The 16,166-nt window shown below is 67.9% G+C and carries 14 protein-coding genes; 8 read left to right on the top strand and 6 right to left on the bottom strand.

Going from position 1 to position 16,166, the window contains the following annotated elements; genetic code table 11:
- Positions 1-74: 74 nt before the first annotated feature.
- Both AC07OY_RS22885 and AC07OY_RS22880 read right to left on the bottom strand, forming a co-directional pair.
- Positions 75-1,589, bottom strand: coding sequence for a DEAD/DEAH box helicase (locus tag AC07OY_RS22885; protein WP_495044878.1), 1,515 nt, complete (start codon positions 1,587-1,589; stop codon positions 75-77).
- Positions 1,590-1,754: 165 nt separating this feature from the next.
- Positions 1,755-3,332, bottom strand: coding sequence for an ABC transporter substrate-binding protein (locus AC07OY_RS22880; protein WP_495044877.1), 1,578 nt, complete (start codon positions 3,330-3,332; stop codon positions 1,755-1,757).
- 184 nt (positions 3,333-3,516) lie between these two features.
- Here AC07OY_RS22880 and AC07OY_RS22875 point away from each other — a divergent pair, with 184 nt between their 5' ends.
- The 5 genes from AC07OY_RS22875 (at position 3,517) to AC07OY_RS22855 (ending at position 9,299) form a co-directional block, all read left to right on the top strand.
- Complete coding sequence (locus AC07OY_RS22875) at positions 3,517-4,509, top strand: PEP-CTERM sorting domain-containing protein (RefSeq protein WP_495044876.1); 993 nt, start codon at positions 3,517-3,519, stop codon at positions 4,507-4,509.
- Between the two features lie 97 nt (positions 4,510-4,606).
- Entirely contained in the window at positions 4,607-6,271 is a 1,665-nt protein-coding gene (gene ettA, locus AC07OY_RS22870) for an energy-dependent translational throttle protein EttA (protein WP_495044874.1), read from the top strand.
- 120 nt (positions 6,272-6,391) lie between these two features.
- Entirely contained in the window at positions 6,392-6,880 is a 489-nt protein-coding gene (locus AC07OY_RS22865; RefSeq protein WP_495044873.1) for a Spy/CpxP family protein refolding chaperone, read from the top strand.
- Between the two features lie 91 nt (positions 6,881-6,971).
- Positions 6,972-7,691 carry a response regulator gene (locus tag AC07OY_RS22860; RefSeq protein ID WP_495044872.1) on the top strand — a complete coding sequence of 240 codons (720 nt, stop codon included), beginning with the start codon at positions 6,972-6,974 and terminating at the stop codon, positions 7,689-7,691.
- Positions 7,692-7,919: 228 nt separating this feature from the next.
- A complete protein-coding gene (locus tag AC07OY_RS22855; RefSeq protein ID WP_495044871.1) occupies positions 7,920-9,299 on the top strand; it encodes a sensor histidine kinase in 1,380 nt (459 codons plus the stop codon).
- Here the strand turns inward: AC07OY_RS22855 and AC07OY_RS22850 are convergent.
- The 3 genes from AC07OY_RS22850 to trpS form a co-directional block, all read right to left on the bottom strand.
- Complete coding sequence (locus tag AC07OY_RS22850) at positions 9,296-10,639, bottom strand: MATE family efflux transporter (protein WP_495044870.1); 1,344 nt, start codon at positions 10,637-10,639, stop codon at positions 9,296-9,298. The genes AC07OY_RS22855 and AC07OY_RS22850 overlap by 4 nt on opposite strands.
- Positions 10,636-11,046: a DUF3717 domain-containing protein gene (locus AC07OY_RS22845; RefSeq protein ID WP_495044869.1), complete on the bottom strand. Its 411-nt coding sequence runs from the start codon at positions 11,044-11,046 to the stop codon at positions 10,636-10,638. The genes AC07OY_RS22850 and AC07OY_RS22845 overlap by 4 nt, the downstream gene beginning before the upstream one ends.
- Before the next feature lie 73 nt (positions 11,047-11,119).
- A complete protein-coding gene (gene trpS, locus AC07OY_RS22840; RefSeq protein ID WP_495044868.1) occupies positions 11,120-12,124 on the bottom strand; it encodes a tryptophan--tRNA ligase in 1,005 nt (334 codons plus the stop codon).
- Positions 12,125-12,168: 44 nt separating this feature from the next.
- Between trpS and purN the strand changes: the two genes are divergently transcribed.
- Complete coding sequence (gene purN, locus AC07OY_RS22835) at positions 12,169-12,801, top strand: phosphoribosylglycinamide formyltransferase (protein ID WP_495044867.1); 633 nt, start codon at positions 12,169-12,171, stop codon at positions 12,799-12,801.
- Here purN and AC07OY_RS22830 read toward each other — a convergent pair.
- Positions 12,794-13,441: a DUF1345 domain-containing protein gene (locus AC07OY_RS22830; RefSeq protein WP_495044866.1), complete on the bottom strand. Its 648-nt coding sequence runs from the start codon at positions 13,439-13,441 to the stop codon at positions 12,794-12,796. The genes purN and AC07OY_RS22830 overlap by 8 nt on opposite strands.
- Positions 13,442-13,467: 26 nt before the next feature.
- Between AC07OY_RS22830 and AC07OY_RS22825 the strand changes: the two genes are divergently transcribed.
- On the top strand, positions 13,468-14,730 hold the full coding sequence (locus AC07OY_RS22825; RefSeq protein ID WP_495044865.1) for an RsmB/NOP family class I SAM-dependent RNA methyltransferase: 1,263 nt from the start codon (positions 13,468-13,470) through the stop codon (positions 14,728-14,730).
- Between the two features lie 130 nt (positions 14,731-14,860).
- A complete protein-coding gene (locus AC07OY_RS22820; RefSeq protein WP_495044864.1) occupies positions 14,861-16,072 on the top strand; it encodes a DesA family fatty acid desaturase in 1,212 nt (403 codons plus the stop codon).
- The last annotated feature ends 94 nt before the right edge of the window (positions 16,073-16,166 follow it).

The following is a 16,166-nucleotide window of genomic DNA, read 5'->3' as shown; positions in this document are numbered from 1 at the left end:
GGGAGTTGCGCCGAGGAGAAAAGAAAAAGGCCTGCCTCGTGAGAGGCAGGCCTGGCAGACGGGTCGGGCGCTGATCAGCGCTTGGGCTGGGTCAGGCGCGGGCCGTTGTTGTGGCGTGGGGCGCCGCCGTCACGGCTGGGCTGGCTGCCGGCTGGGCGCTGGCCTTGCGGCTTGGGGGCCGTGCGGGCGCCGCCATGGCCGGTGTGGCCGGCCGGCTTGGCGCCGCCGTGGCCGGCATGGGCCTGGGGCTTGCCGCCGCCCGGACGGCCGCTGTCGCGCTGGCCGCCGCGATTGTCGCCACCACGGCCACCACCACCACCACCGCCGCCATTGCCACCACGACCGCCACGGCCCGCGTGTGGCGGCGGGTTGGGGTTGCGGCCGCGGCTGCCATTGGGGTTCAGCACGGTGCGACCCAGCACGATGGGCTCGGCGCGCTCGTTGGGGTCAGGTGCGAAGCCGGGCACGATCTCCTTGGGGATCTCGCGCTTGATGAGCTTCTCGATGTCGCGCAGGAAGCCGTTCTCGTCGACGCAGACGAGGCTGACCGCCTCGCCCTGGGCGCCGGCGCGGCCGGTGCGGCCGATGCGGTGGACATAGTCCTCCGGCACATTGGGCAGCTCGAAGTTGACGACGTGGGGCAGCTGGTCGATGTCGATGCCGCGGGCGGCGATGTCGGTCGCCACCAGGCAGGTCAGGTCGCCACTCTTGAAGTCGGCCAGGGCCTTGGTGCGGGCACCCTGGCTCTTGTTGCCATGGATGGCCATGGCGCTGATGCCGCTGTCGTTCAGGAAGTCGGTCAGGCGGTTGGCGCCGTGCTTCATGCGCGTGAAGACCAGCACCTGGTGCCAGTCGCCGCTCTTGATGAGGTGGGCCAGCAGCTCCTTCTTGCGCTCGCGGCCGACCGGATGGACCTTCTGCGCGATGGCGTCGTTGGTCTGGTTGCGGCGGGCCACTTCGATGAGGGCCGGGGCGTTGAGCAGGCGGTCGGCGAGGTTCTTGATCTCGTCGCTGAAGGTGGCCGAGAACAGCAGGCTCTGCTTCTTGGCGGGCAGCAGGGCCAGCACCTTCTTGATGTCGTGCACGAAGCCCATGTCCAGCATGCGGTCGGCTTCGTCGAGCACCAGGATCTGCACCTGGCTCAGGTCCAGGGTGCCTTGCTGGGCGTGGTCGAGCAGGCGGCCGGGCGTGGCGACGAGGATGTCGACGCCGTCGCGCAGCTTGTTGATCTGCGGCTGCATGCCGACGCCGCCGAACATGACCATGCTCTTCAGCGGCAGGTATTTGCCGTAGGTCTGCACGCTTTCCTCGACCTGGGCGGCGAGTTCGCGGGTGGGCGTCAGCACCAGGGCGCGGATGGCGATCTTGCCGCGCTTGTTGAGCAGCTTCTCGCCGGTGGCGAGGCGGTGCAGCATGGGCAGGGTGAAGCCGGCGGTCTTGCCGGTGCCGGTCTGGGCGCCGGCCATCAGGTCGCCGCCGTTCAGAACGGCGGGAATGGCCTGGGCCTGGATGGGGGTGGGAGAGGTGTAGCCGGCGTCAGCAATGGCCTTCAGCAGCGGCGCTGCAAGGCCCAGGGTGTCGAAACTCATCGAATCCTAAAAAGGGGAGGGCACGCCGAAAATCACCGGGGCTCGCCGTGCCGCCGGGGAGGCGACACCAGTCTTCGGGCAAGCCAGGCCGCGTGCGGGGGCTCTAAAAGTGAAACGCCGCGCAAGACTGTCAGCGCGGCGTTGATTGGCATTCTAGCGGCTGAATTATTTACGGATCGTGACCCAATCCATGCTTGCCCAGTTGTTGGCTGAATGAGGCAGGCTGACTTCCTTGCGCATGGCCCAGGGAATGACCTGGCGGTGCAGGGGAATGATGTTGACCTGGTCGCGGTAGGCCTGCAGGGCGGATTTCACCAGCGTCTCGCGCTTTTTCGGGTCGATCTCGATGGTGGAGGCGGCGGCCAGCGCATCCGCTTCGGCGTTGACGATGCCGCCATAGTTGGCCACGCCCACGCCCTGCTCGCCGCGGTTGCGCAGCACCGGGGTCAGCATGGTCTCGGCGTCGGTGGAGCCGCCGCCCCAGCCGGTCACGAAGAGGCTGGTGTCGAATTTCTCGATCTTGGGGAAGTACAGGGTGCGCGGCATGGCGTTGACCTTGACCCTGACCTTGACCTGGGCCCACATGCTGGCCAGGGCGATGCAGATGCGCTCGTCGTTGACATAGCGGTTGTTGGGGCAGTCCAGCGTGATGTCGAAGCCGTCGGGGTAGCCGGCCTCGGCGAGCAGCTTCTTCGCGCTAGCGGGGTCATAGGGCAGGCGGCTCTCCAGCTTGGGGTCGCCATAGGCGCCGCGCGACGAGGCGGTCAGGCCGCCGGTGGGTGCCGAATAGCCGCTCATCAGCTTGGTCTTGATGGCCTCGATGTCGATGGCCTGATACAGGGCCTTGCGCACGCGCAGGTCCTTCAGCGGGTTCTTGCCATCGGAGGTCTGGCCGTAGAGCAGCTTGTCGCGGCTCTGGTCCATGCCGACGTAGACGATGCGGTTCTCCTGGCCGTCGAGGATCTTGAGCTCGGGCATGGCGCGCAGCCGGGCGATGTCGCGCGGCGGCGGGTCGAGGACGAAGTCGATCTCGCCCGTGATCAGGGCCGCGGTGCGCGTCGCGTCGTTGGCGATGGGCAGGTAGACGAACTCCTGCAGATTGCCCTCGAACTTGTTCCACCAGTTCGGATTGCGCTTGAAGACCGTCTTCACGCCGGGCTGGCGGCTGACCAGCATGAAGGGGCCGGTGCCATTGGCGTTCTGGCTGGCGAAGGACTCTTCCTGCTGCTTGAAGTTCAGCGGCCGCGCGACGCGGTTCTGCTCGCACCACTTGCGGCTCATGATGAACAGCGTGGTCATCAGCTCTGGCACGATGGGGTTGGGCTTGTCCAGCGTGAAGACGACGGTCAGCGGGTCGACGGCCTTGGGCGAGCCCACGGCGTTGGCGTAGACGCGCTGGGGCGAGTTGTCGTCGCGCAGGCGCTGCATCGAGAACACGACGTCGTCGGCCGTGAAGGGCGTGCCGTCGTGGAACTTGACGCCCGGGCGCAGCTTGAAGCGCCAGATCAGCGGCGTGACCTGGGTCCACTCGGTGGCCAGGGCCGGCATCGGGGCCAGATCCTTGCCGCGCCGGGTCAGGGTTTCATAGACCTGGTTGTTCAGGCTGTTGGTCATGACCTCGTTCTGCGAATGCGGATCGGTGGTCTGCATGTCGCCCTGGCTGGACCATTTCAGGGTCTGGGCAGGGGCGACCGAGGTCAGGCAAAACGCTGCAGCCGCGCAGATGACGGTCAGGACACGCATGGACATCTCGTGGATGTTGGGATGGCGCAGTCTAGTGACGCCACGGTGGCCGCGAAGCCATCTCCACCGTCTAGGGAAAACGATGCCCCCGGGTTCGGTGCTCATCGCCTGTGGCGTGCAATGGCCGTCACCAGAATGCGCGGCCGGCGGGCTCGGCCCGCACCAAGACTTCAGGGAATCTCCAATGTTCAAACGCAATCTGCCTAGGCTGGTTCTGGGCGTTGGCCTTGCGCTGGCGGCAGCCATCGCTTCGGCCGCCAATTACAAGCTGACCCGCATTGACGTGCCCGGCGCCTACTGGGTGACGGCGGATGACGTGAACAACCGGGGGCAAGTGGTCGGCTACTACGCGATGTCGGACACCGACTACGGACGGGCCTATGTCTACGAGGCTGGCGCGCTGACGACGCTGTCCGGTCCCTCAGGCTCCTTGGGTACCAGTGCGTCGGGCATCTCGGAGACCGGTGCCATCGTGGGGGCTTATGCCACTGGCACCTACGTCGACCCCGAGGGCAGCACCTGGGTTGGCTTTTCGCAGGGCTTCATCTACGAGGGCGGGCAGTACCAGACGGTCAGCATGCCCTGGGCGCAGGAGACGTCGTTGACGGGTATCTCGTCGAACGGCCGCTACTTGTCTGGCTATGGCGTGCTGAGCAACGGAGCCCTCCAATCCTTTGCGATGGACCGCTCGACCGGAGCCGTGGCGTTGATCGGAGGCGGAACGACCGATGGCTACTCGCTCGTCGGGAAGATCAACGATGTCGGTGTCGTGCTGGGCGATCAACGCGAACGCAATGCGAATGGCTCCTGGAGCTTCAGCGCATTCAGCTTCGACATCACGACCGGCCAGCCGACCCATCTGGCGAGCGTGGCGGGGTTCCGCCGTACTGCCCTGCGCGAGATGAATGCCTCCGGCGTGATCGTTGGCTTCTACGGCGACCCAGGGCTGTATCACGGCTTCGTGGGCACGCTCGAAGGCTACCAAAGCCTGGACTACGGCAGCGAATACACCATCGTGCGTGGCATCAATGACGCGGGGTGGTTGACTGGCACGGCGGGCGAGCTCGATGGCTCGTCCTACGGCCTGCTCCTGACCCCCGTGCCCGAGCCCACGACGGCGGCGCTGTGTCTGGGCGGCCTGGCCGTGATCGCCCTGAGGAAACGCCGCCGCGCTTGAGGGGCCGCCGGCATCGGCGACAATCCCCCCCAAACCCATTGATGCGCAGGCTCCGATCCGTCGGGGCCTGCGCTGTTTTTTGTCTCGGAGCAGCGCCATGGCCCAGTACGTCTTTTCAATGAACCGCGTCAACAAGACGGTTCCCCCCAAGCGCCACATCCTCAAGGACATCTCGCTGTCCTTCTTCCCCGGCGCCAAGATCGGCGTGCTGGGCGTCAACGGCTCTGGCAAGTCGACCATCCTGAAGATCATGGCCGGCGTCGACAAGGAGTACGAGGGCGAAGCCATCCCGATGCCGGGCATCAAGATCGGCTACCTGGAGCAGGAGCCGCGCCTGAACGCCGACCAGACCGTGCGTGAGGCCGTGGAAGAGGGCATCGGCGGCGTGCTGGCCGCCAAGAAGCGCCTGGACGAGGTCTATGCCGCCTATGCCGAGCCGGACGCCGACTTCGACGCCCTGGCCGCCGAGCAGGGCGAGCTGGAAGCCATCATTGCCGCCGCGGGCTCCGAGAACACCGACCTGCAGCTGGAACTGGCCGCCGACGCGCTGAATCTGCCGCCCTGGGATGCCCAGATCGGCGTGCTGTCCGGTGGCGAGAAGCGCCGTGTGGCCCTGTGCCGCCTGCTGCTGTCCAAGCCCGACATGCTGCTGCTCGACGAACCGACCAACCACTTGGACGCGGAAAGTGTCGAGTGGCTGGAGCAGTTCCTGCAGCGCTTCCCTGGCACCGTCGTGGCCATCACCCACGATCGCTACTTCCTGGACAACGCCGCCGAGTGGATCCTGGAACTGGACCGCGGCCACGGCATTCCCTGGAAGGGCAACTACTCCGAATGGCTGGACCAGAAGGAACGCCGCCTGGAGACCGAGCAGAAGTCCGAAGACGCGCGCATGAAGGCGATGAAGGAGGAACTGAAGTGGGTTCGCTCGAACGCCAAGGGCCGCCAGGCCAAGAGCAAGGCGCGTCTGGCCCGCTTCGAGGAGCTGAGCGACGTCGAATACCAGCAGCGCAACGTGACGAACGAAATCTTCATCCCCGTGGCCGAGCGCCTGGGCAATGAAGTCATCGAGTTCGAGAATGTCAGCAAGAGCTTCGGCGACCGCGTGCTGATCGACAACCTGTCGTTCAAGGTGCCGGCCGGCGCCATCGTCGGCATCATCGGCCCCAACGGCGCCGGCAAGTCGACGCTGTTCCGCATGCTGCAAGGCGTGGAACAGCCGGACAGCGGCACGGTCAAGATCGGCAAGACCGCCAAGCTGGCCTTCGTCGACCAGAGCCGCGCCAGCCTGGAAGCCGACAAGACCGTCTGGCAGGACGTCTCCGGTGGCCTGGACAACATCATCGTCGGCAAGTTCGTCATGCCCAGCCGCGCCTATCTGGGCCGCTTCAACTTCAAGGGCAACGATCAGCAGAAGCTGGTGGGCCAGCTCTCCGGCGGTGAGCGCGGCCGCCTGCACCTGGCCAAGACCCTGGCCCAGGGCGGCAACGTGCTGATGCTGGACGAACCGTCCAACGACCTCGATGTCGAAACCCTGCGCGCGCTGGAAGAAGCGCTGCTGGAGTTTGCCGGCTCGGCCATGGTCATCAGCCATGACCGCTGGTTCCTGGACCGCATCTGCACCCACATCCTGGCCTGCGAAGGCAACTCGCAGTGGTTCTTCTTCGACGGCAACTTCCACGAGTACGAAGCCGACAAGAAGAAGCGCCTGGGCGAGGAAGGCGCGCGTCCGAAGCGCATGCGCTTCAAGCCGATCAAGTGATCTGGTCACAGCTGTAAGGCTCGCGACGACAACGGGACACAGTTCTTTACCGCGGGCCCAAAGAGGCCACACAGGCTCCCTGGAAGATCACATCACTCCCTCTTCTTCCAGGAGATCCTGATGAAAGCCATCCAGATTCAGAACCTGTTGCGCGCCGCCACCGTGGCTGCGGCACTGGTTCTCGGCGGCGCTGCCGCCCACGCCCAGCCCGGCCACGGCGGCCACCATGGCGGCCCGGCCATGATGGCGCCCGGCGGCCTGTTCGGCGGCCACATGGAGCATCTGCTGGACCTCGTCAACGCGACGGACTCCCAGCGCAGCCAGATCGACGCCATCTTCAAGGCCGCCCGCCAGGACCTGTCCGGCCAGCGCGAAGCTGGCAAGAAGCTGCATGAGCAGATGGCCACGCTGTACACGGCCACCAATGTCGACGCCGCCGCCATCGAGGCCGTGCGCGTGCAGTTGAGCGCCCAGCGCGAAGCCGCCTCCAAGCGCCTGAGCCAGGCCAGCATCGATGCCGCCCGCGTGCTGACCCCCGAGCAGCGCGCCAAGATCGGCGAACTCATGAAGAAGCGTCAGGCGCGCATGGCCGCGCGTCACGCCGGTTGATTGGCTCTCTGCGAGGAGTTCTGCGATGCTTGAGCCTCGTTCCACCGGCGCGGAAGCGCGCCGGATTCCCTTTTCCTCCCTCGCCCCGGTGATGAGTAGCGCCCGACTGCTGTTGATCGATGACGATGCCCGCCTGACCGGCATGGTGGGCGACTACCTCCGCGCCGCCGGCTTCGAGGTCAGCACGGCCGCCAGCCTGGCCCAGGCTCGCGAAGCCCTGTCCCATGGCCGCTTCGAGCTGCTGGTGCTGGACCTGATGCTGCCCGACGGCGACGGTCTGGACTTTTGCCGCTGGCTGCGCGGCGACCCGCGCTGGCGCCACCAGCCGGTGCTGATGCTGTCGGCCCGTGGCGAACCCATGGACCGCATCCTCGGCCTGGAACTCGGCGCCGACGACTACCTCGCCAAGCCCTTCGAGCCGCGCGAGCTGCAGGCCCGCATCAAGGCCCTGCTGCGCCGCCTGGAGCCCAAGCTCGACGGCGACGAGGTGCTGCGCTTCGGCCGCCTGGAGATCGACCTGGCCGCCCGCGTGGCGCGCCTGGACGGCAAGATCTGCGACCTGACCAGCCACCAGTTCGACCTCCTCGTCGTGCTGGCGCAAAGCCCGGGCCGGGTGCTGAGCCGCGACCAGATCATGGATGCGCTGAAGGGCCATCCGCTGGAAGCCTTCGACCGCTCCATCGACGTGCACATCTCGCGCATCCGCGCCGTCATCGAGGACGACCCCAAGAACCCGCGCCGCGTGCTGACCGTCCGGGGCGCAGGCTACGTCTTTGCGCGCAAGCAAGACGCTGACGCCGACGCAGCTTGAACGGAGCCCCTCGTCCAATGAGTACATGGGCCGGGACCGCTCTGCGGTCACTGGCCGCAGAGCTTCGGCAGGCACATGCCGCCCACTGGGCGCCATGTGTCCGGCCTCAGCCCCCGAGGGGACGGCGATGCTTGCCCGATCGACCGGCAAGCACATCGCCGAACGCGGGCCGGCTAGGGAGCGGCCCGGCGCTCGGCCCGCAAATGTCCTACTTTCCACGCCCCTGAATTGAAATCGCTCTACGTCCGCATCTACCTGACGCTGGTGGCGCTGCTGCTGGCGTTCGCCTTCGGCTCGGCCTGGCTGTTCCAGCGCCATATCGAGCAGGAGCGCGGCAATGTCGAGACGGCGGCCGGTGAGCGCCTGAACGCGATGGCCGGCCTGCTCAAGCTCGCGCTGCCGCCCGTCACGGCGCCGCGCGACGAGCAGGCGGCGGCCTTTGCCGACTGGGGCCAGCGCCTGCGCATGCCCATCGCGCTGGAGGATGCCGCGGGCAAGCGCATCGCGACGACACAGATGTTCCTGCGCCGCGTCGACGATCCGGGTGCCATCGTCGTCAGTGCCAACCTCGGTGACGGCCGCAGCCTGGAGATGGTGCGCAGCGTGCGCCCGCCCGGCCCGCAGGCCGGCGCCTCGGGAGCGTCCGGTCCCGGTGGTCCGGGTGTCCGACCCTTGCGTGCGGACGAAGGACCGTTCACCGGGCCCTGGCTGCACCGCCCCGTCTCGCCCGGCGCCCCGGCGGTGTCGACGCTGGCCGTCGTGCTGGTGCTGCTCTTCATCGGTGTCGCGGTGGGCGCCTACCCGGTCGTGCGCCGGCTGACACGCCGTCTCGAGGCGCTCAAGCGCGGCGTCGAGAAATTCGGTTCGGGCCAGCTCGGCCACCGTGTCGATGATGGCGGGCGCGATGAGGTCGCGGCCCTGGCCACCAGCTTCAATCAGGCCGCCGACCGCATCGAGACTTTGCTGCGCTCCCACCAGACCCTGCTGGCCAATGCCAGCCACGAGCTGCGCTCGCCGCTGGCGCGGCTGAAGATGGCCTTCGCCATGCTCGACGATGCCGCGCCGGCCCAACGCCAGCGCCTGGTGCACGAGATCGACGTCAACATCGCCGAGCTCGATGCCCTGGTCGAGGAAGTGCTGCTGGCCAGCCGGCTGGAGGCCGGCAGCGCGGTCGGCGAGACCCATCCCGTCGAACTGCTGGCCCTGGGCGCCGAGGAGGCGGCCCGCGCCGAAGCGGCCTTCGAGCCCGAGACCGATTCCGCCCGCATCGACGGCCAGGAGCGCCTGCTGCGGCGTGCGCTGCGCAATCTGCTCGACAACGCGCGCCGCTATGGCGGCCCCGATGTGGAGCTGGTGCTGAAGCCGGTGGCCGGCGGCTATGAGTTCATCGTCGCCGACCGCGGCCCGGGCGTGCCGGCCGATCTGCGCGAACGCATCTTCGAGCCCTTCTACCGCCTGCCCGGCCATGCCGAGATGGCGGGCGGCGTGGGCCTGGGCCTGAGCCTGGTCAAGCAGATCGCCGAGCGCCACGGCGGCAGCGTGCGCTGCCTGCAGCGCGAGGGCGGCGGCAGCCGTTTCGTGCTGTTTGTTCCGGCGGCGAAGTCCTAGCGGTTCTCGTTGAAGACGCGCTTGAGCAGCAGGCTCAGCAGCAGCGCGGCCATCATCAGGCCGGCCGTGGCGGCCTGCCAGAAGCCGACCGCGCCATTGCCGGTCGTGCCGAAGGCGAGGAAGTAGCCGCCGCCAATGCCCAGGCCCCACAGCGCCACGACGTAGATGATCATGGGCAGTGTCGCGACCTGGTAGGCGCGCAGCACATAGGCCGCCACCGTCTGCAGCGCATCGCCGAGGTGGAAGAACCAGACCCAGACCAGCAGCGGCAACGCGGCCGCCGCAGCCTCGGGGTTGTCCGTGTACAGCGTGACGATGGGCTCGCGCGCCAGGGCGACGATGGCGCCCAGGCCTGCCGCCACCAGCGTGGCCAGAGCCATCGCGTGGCGGCCGACGATGCGGGCCTCGCGCTTTTGCTCGGCGCCCAGATGCTGGGCCACCAGGGTGCCGGCGGCCGTGGCCAGGGCCAGGGCGGTCATGAACATCATCGCGACGAGATTGACGGCGATCTGGTGGCCGGCCACCGGCGTGGCGCCCAGGCGGGCGATGAAGAAGGCCATGAAGGTGAAGCCCGTCACCTCGACGAGGATGGAGCCGCCCATGGGCAGGCCCAGGCGCACCAGGGCCCAGAGTTCGCCCCATTGCGGGCGCGTCTGCCACAGGAAGGGGATGTGGAACGGCCGGTAGAAGGCGTCGCGCCTCAGCAGGATCAGGGCCGCGGCTGCCTGGGCCGTCATCGCGATGGCCGTGGCCCAGCCGCAGCCCGCCACGCCCATGGCCGGGACGGGCCCCCAGCCGAACACGAGGACGGCGTTCAACGGCACCTTGGCGGCCAGGCCGGTCAGCTGCATGGCCATGACGGCCTTGGGCCGGCTGATGGCGGTCGAGAAGCCACGGAAGGCCGTGAAGAGCAGGGCGGCCGGCAGGGCGAAGGCCTCGGGCCGGGTGTAGGCCCGCACCTTGTCGGCCTGGGCGGCGTCGAGCTGGGCCAGCCAGATGAAGGGGTCGGGGAACCACAGCAGCAGGCAGCCGGGCACGCACAGCAGCACGGCCAGCCACTGGGCCTGCACGAAGCTGCGGCCCGAGCCAGGCAGGTCGTCGGCACCGAACTGCCGGCCGGCGATGGGGCCGACGGCGAGCACCACGCCCATCAGGCCGACGAAGATGGACACATAGGCCGCCGAGCCCACGGCCAGGGCTGCCAGGTCCTGCGGGCCGACGCGGCCCATCATCAGCGTGTCGACCGTGCTGAACATCATCACGGCGATCTGGCCGACGAGGACGGGCCAGGCCAGCGGCACCAGGCGGCGGACGCTGCCGATGAAGCGGATGCGGGTCATCGCACAGCCCTTTCCGCGTAGCGATTGAAGCGCCAGGCCGTGCCTTCCTGCGTGATGCGCTGCCAGACGATGCGCTTCTCGAAGGGATCCAGGCCGGGCCAGTGCTGCACTTCATCAAACGTGCGGCCGCAGCCCTTGCAAATGGGGTCGCCCTGGGCGGTCGAGCAGATGGCGATGCAGGGCGAGTCGGGCGTCGTTTCGTACCAGTCCAGCCAGGCGCCCAGCGCCTTGTCGCTCAGGGCCTCGATGTCGACTTCGGTCGCGCGGGTCCAGGCCAGCAGGGCATAGGCCTCGGCCAGCGCGCGGACCTCGGGAGCGGCGCTGACGCCGTCGGCGGACGGCGAACGCTCGCGCCACCAGTTGATGGCGGCCTCGAGGTCGGTGACATGGATCTTCTCTGAGCTCACTGATGCACCCTTCGGCCTGCGGCCTGTCCCGCCAAGCGGGAGCGAGCTTGCTTGGGACGGCCCGGCGCCGCGCTCAAGCGACCAGTCCCATGGCCGCGCGCACCTCGCGCAGCGTCTTGCGCGCGACGGCGCGGGCGCGCTCGGTGCCGACTTCCAGCGTCCACTGCACCTGCTGCGGGTCCAGGGCCGCGGCGCGCTCCCGCCAGGGGGCCTGCTCCTTCTGGATGGCCTCGATCAACGGCTGCTTGCAGTCCAGGCAGCCGATGCTGGCCGTGCGGCAGCCGGTGTCGCAGGCGGTGCGCGTGGCCTCGTCGCTGTAGATCTGGTGCAAGGGCCAGACCGGGCAGCGCGCCGGGTCGCCGGCATCGCTGCGGCGCACGCGCTGCGGATCGGTCGGCATGGTGCGGATCTTGGTGGCGACGACCTCGGGCTCGTCGCGCATGGCGATGGCGTTGTCCAGGCTCTTGCTCATCTTCTGGCCGTCCAGGCCCGGCACGCGGGCGGTCTCGGTCAGCAGAGCCTGGGGCTCGACAAAGATGGGCGAGGCTTCGGCGTAGAGGCGGTTGAAGCGGCGCGCGACCTCGCGGGTCACTTCGACGTGGGCGGCCTGATCCTCACCCACCGGCACGCCAGCGGGCTTGTACATGAGGATGTCGGCCGCCTGCAGCAGCGGGTAGCCGAGGAAGCCGTAGGTGGCCAGCTCGGGGTCGGCGGCGACCTGGTCCTTGTAGCTGGGCATGCGCGCCAGCCAGGACGAGGGCGTGCACATGGCCAGCAGCGTGAACAGCTCGGCGTGCTCGGGCATGCGGCTTTGCAGGAAGAGGGTGCAGCGTTCGGGGTCGAGGCCGGCGGCCAGCCAGTCCGTCACCATCTCGTAGACGTGGCGGCTCAGGGTCTCGCCGCTGGGGCGCTGGGTGGTCAGCGCATGCCAGTCGGCGACGAAGAAGAAGCCCTCATGGGTGTCCTGCAGCCGCACCCAGTTCTTGATGGCGCCGTGGTAGTGGCCAAGGTGCAGGGCGCCGGTCGGGCGCATGCCCGAGAGCACGCGCGGGCGGGTGAGGGTGGGTGTCGTCGACATGGGGCGCGGATTGTCGTTCAAGGGCGCCACCTACACTGACGGTCATGAAACGGCTGGTGATTCTGATCTCGGGGCGCGGTTCCAACATGGAGGCCATCGTGAAGGCCTGCAAGGCCGAGGGCTGGCCGGCCGAGGTGGCCGCCGTCATCAGCAACCGGCCCGATGCCGGTGGCCTGCAGTTCGCGGCCGAACACGGCATCGCGACCGCCGTCGTCGACCACAAGGCCTACGAGAGCCGCGAGGCGTTCGACGCCGAGCTGGCGCGCGTCATCGATGGCTTTGCGCCCGATCTGGTCGTGCTGGCCGGCTTCATGCGCATCCTGACGCCCGGCTTCACGGCCCGCTACGCCCGCCGCATGCTCAACATCCACCCGTCGCTGCTGCCGGCGTTCACCGGCCTGCACACCCATGAGCGGGCCATCGAGATGGGCTGCAAGCTGGCCGGCGCGACGGTGCATTTCGTCACCGCCGAGCTCGACCACGGCGCCATCGTCATGCAGGGTGTGGTGCCGGTGCTGGCCGGCGACGACGCCAAGACGCTGTCGGCCCGCGTGCTGACGGCCGAGCACCGCATCTATCCGCAGGCGGTGCGCTGGTTCGTCGAGGATGCGCTGGTGTGGGACGGCGAGGTGGTGAGCCACTGCGACGGAGCAGCACAGCAACTCTTCGTCAGCTGACCACGCCGGCCAGGATGTTGATGGATAGCGCCAAGACGCCCGTGTTGAAGACAAAGGCCAGCAAGGCCTGAACCAGCACCAGCCGTCGCATGGCGCGCGAGCTGACGCAGACATCCGAGGTCTGCGAGGTCGCGGCCACCGTGATCGAGAAGTAGAGGAAGTCGCCGTAGTCCGGCGGCTCCTTCTCATCGCCCGGGAACTCGAGTCCATGCCCGCCCTGGCGGCTGCTGTGATAGCGGCTCGCATAGGCGATGCCGAACTCCACCGGCAGCAGCAGCCAGGAGCCGGCCACCGTCGTCAGCGCGAGCAGCACATAGCGCGTGTCGTGCTGCTGTTTCGCGGCCTGCAACTCCAGCGTGATGGCGGCCAGGCTGGCCAGGGCGCCGAGTGCGGCCAGCATCAACATCGGGACGACGCCCTCGTTCAGGCTCTTGGCCCGGCTCTGCACGTCCACCGAGCCGGCACGGCCCAGCATCATCCACAGCGCCAGCGGCAGATAGATCCAGATGACGAGGTTCCAGCCGATCAGCAGGCGGGTCTGCAGGCTGATGGCGCCCGGCATGGCGGCCGCCAGCGCGCTGCCCGCGAAGATCGCCGTCAACAGGCGAGGGCGCAGGCGCAACTGGGTCCAGAGCTTCATTCGTGCAGGCTTGGGATAATGGCTCGATGCATCCTAATGCCCTGCTGGAGCTGTGCGCCGAGCTGATCGCCGTCGTCAACAAGCTCGACGCGCCGGCCGACTCGACCGTTTCGGCCTTTTTCCGTCAACACAAGAACCTCGGCCAGCGCGAACGCGCCAGTCTGGCCGAAACCGTCTATGCGCTGCTGCGCGAGCGGCTCAAGTTCCAGAACCTGGCCCAGTCAGGCAGCGGCCCCATGCCGCGCCGCCTGGCCATGCTGGCCTGGCGCGGCAGCGACAGCTTCCTGCGCGGCGCCCTGAGCCCCCAGGAGCAGCAATGGCTGCAGCAAGTCAACGCGATCGATCCGAAAAGCCTGGCGTCCAAGCTGCGCCACAACATGCCTGACTGGCTGGCCGAGCCCCTGCTGGCCCGCCTCGGCGAGGAGGAGTTCTGGAAGCTGGCCACCTCGCTGAACGAGGCCGCGCCGCTGGACCTGCGCGTCAACACGCTGAAGCTCAAGCGCGAGGAGGCCCAGGCCCAGCTCAAGGCGGCTGGCATCGAGGCGACGCCGACGCCGTACTCGCCCACGGGGCTGCGCATCGATGGCAAGCCGGCGCTGAACAAGCTGGAGCTCTTCACCAACGGCAGCATCGAGGTCCAGGACGAGGGCAGCCAGCTGCTGGCCCTGCTGCTGGCGCCCAAGCGCGGCGAGATGGTGGTGGATTTCTGCGCCGGCGCCGGCGGCAAGACCTTGGCCCTGGGCGCCTTGATGCGCAACACGGGCCGCCTCTATGCCTTCGACGTCTCCGGCCACCGCCTGGACGCGCTGAAACCCCGTCTGGCGCGCAGCGGCCTGTCCAATGTCTACCCCGCCCAGATCGCCCACGAGCGCGACGAGCGCATCAAGCGCCTGGCCGGCAAGATCGACCGCGTGCTGGTCGATGCTCCTTGCTCGGGCCTGGGCACGCTGCGCCGCAACCCCGACCTGAAATGGCGCCAGTCGCCCCAGGCCGTGACGGAACTGCAGGCCAAGCAGCGCGCCATCCTGGCCAGCGCCGCCCGCCTGGTGAAGCCGGGCGGCCGCCTGGTCTATGCGACCTGCAGCCTGCTGGACGCCGAGAACGAGACCATCGCGGCCGAATTCGCCGCCGCCCATCCCGACTTCAAGCCGCTGGCGGCCGAGGAGGCGCTGGTCAAGGCCCAGGCCGAGCGCGCCGGCGAACTCGTGGAAAACGGCGCACTCCGGCTGTGGCCCCACCGACACGCCACGGACGGCTTTTTCGCCGTCGCCTGGGAGCGTCAGGGTTGACCCGGATCAAATAACGCGTCGATTCGCACGTCACCGCCTGATTGCGGTGCGCCAAATCCCTTGAATTTGGGGTGGCTCCTCTACAATTGTCTTTCCTTCGCATGGCCATTGCGGCCGAGGTCCTGGACGCATGAACGAATTCCTGAACGCGCTGATCGACTGGGTAGGCTCCGGCCTGCTGGGCCTCAGCGTCTGGCAATTGGTGATCTACACGCTGGTTGTGACCCACATCACGATCGCATCGGTCACGATCTTCCTGCATCGTGCCCAGGCTCACCGCGCCCTGGATCTGGGACCCATCCCGTCCCACTTCTTCCGCTTCTGGCTGTGGATGACGACCGGCATGGTCACCCGTGAATGGGTCGCCATCCACCGCAAGCACCACGCCAAGTGCGAAACCGAGGAAGACCCGCACAGCCCCCAGACCCGCGGCCTGAAGAAGGTCATGGCCGAAGGCGCCGAGCTCTACCGCGCCGAGGCCAAGAACGCCGAGACCATCGAAAAGTACAGCCGCGGCACGCCGGACGACTGGATCGAGCGCAATGTCTATCTCAAGCACAGCGCGCTCGGCGTGTCTCTGATGCTGATCATCAACGTCGCGCTCTTCGGCGCGCTTGGCGCGACCATCTGGGCCATCCAGATGGCCTGGATCCCGTTCTGGGCTGCTGGCGTCATCAACGGCATCGGTCACTTCTGGGGCTATCGCAACTTCGAAGCGCCCGACGCCTCGACCAATCTGACGCCCTGGACCCTGATCGTCGGCGGCGAAGAACTGCACAACAACCACCACACCTACCCGACCTCGGCCAAGTTCTCGGTCAAGCCCTATGAGTTCGACATCGGCTGGATGTATATCCGCGGCCTGGAGATGTTGGGCTGGGCCAAGGTCCGCAAGACGGCGCCCAAGCTGAGCCTGGGCGAAATCAAGCCGGCCGACGCCCGCACGCTGGAGGCGCTGATCGCCAACCGCTATGAAGTCATGGCCAGCTATGCCCGTGGCCTGAAGGCGGCCTGCGCGGCCGAACTGGCCAAGATCCAGGCCGAAGGTGGCAAGCACAGCGCCCGCTTCGCCGAGTTCAAGCAGGCCAAGCGCTGGCTGCACCGTGACGAGGACCGCATCCCGGCCGCCGTGCAGGGTGATCTGGCCAAGGCGCGCGCGGCCAGCCCCGTCATCGACAAGCTGGTGACCATGCGCGAAGAACTGCGCCAGATGTGGACCCGCACCAATGTGTCGGCCGAACAGCTGGTGGCCGATCTGCAGGCCTGGTGCCGCCGCGCCGAGGAAAGTGGCATTGCCGAGCTGCAGGCCTTCTCGATGCGCCTGCGCGCCGCTCACGCCTGAGTCAGCGTTTCTCGAAGTAAAGGGCGCCCTTGGTGGCGCCCTTTTTCTTGGGCTGGCCTAGACTCGAGGCATGCAGTCACTGATTTAGGAGGCT

The organism is Roseateles sp. GW821-FHT09H10 (assembly GCF_059415865.1).
This window is presented reverse-complemented; position numbering and strand designations above follow the sequence as displayed.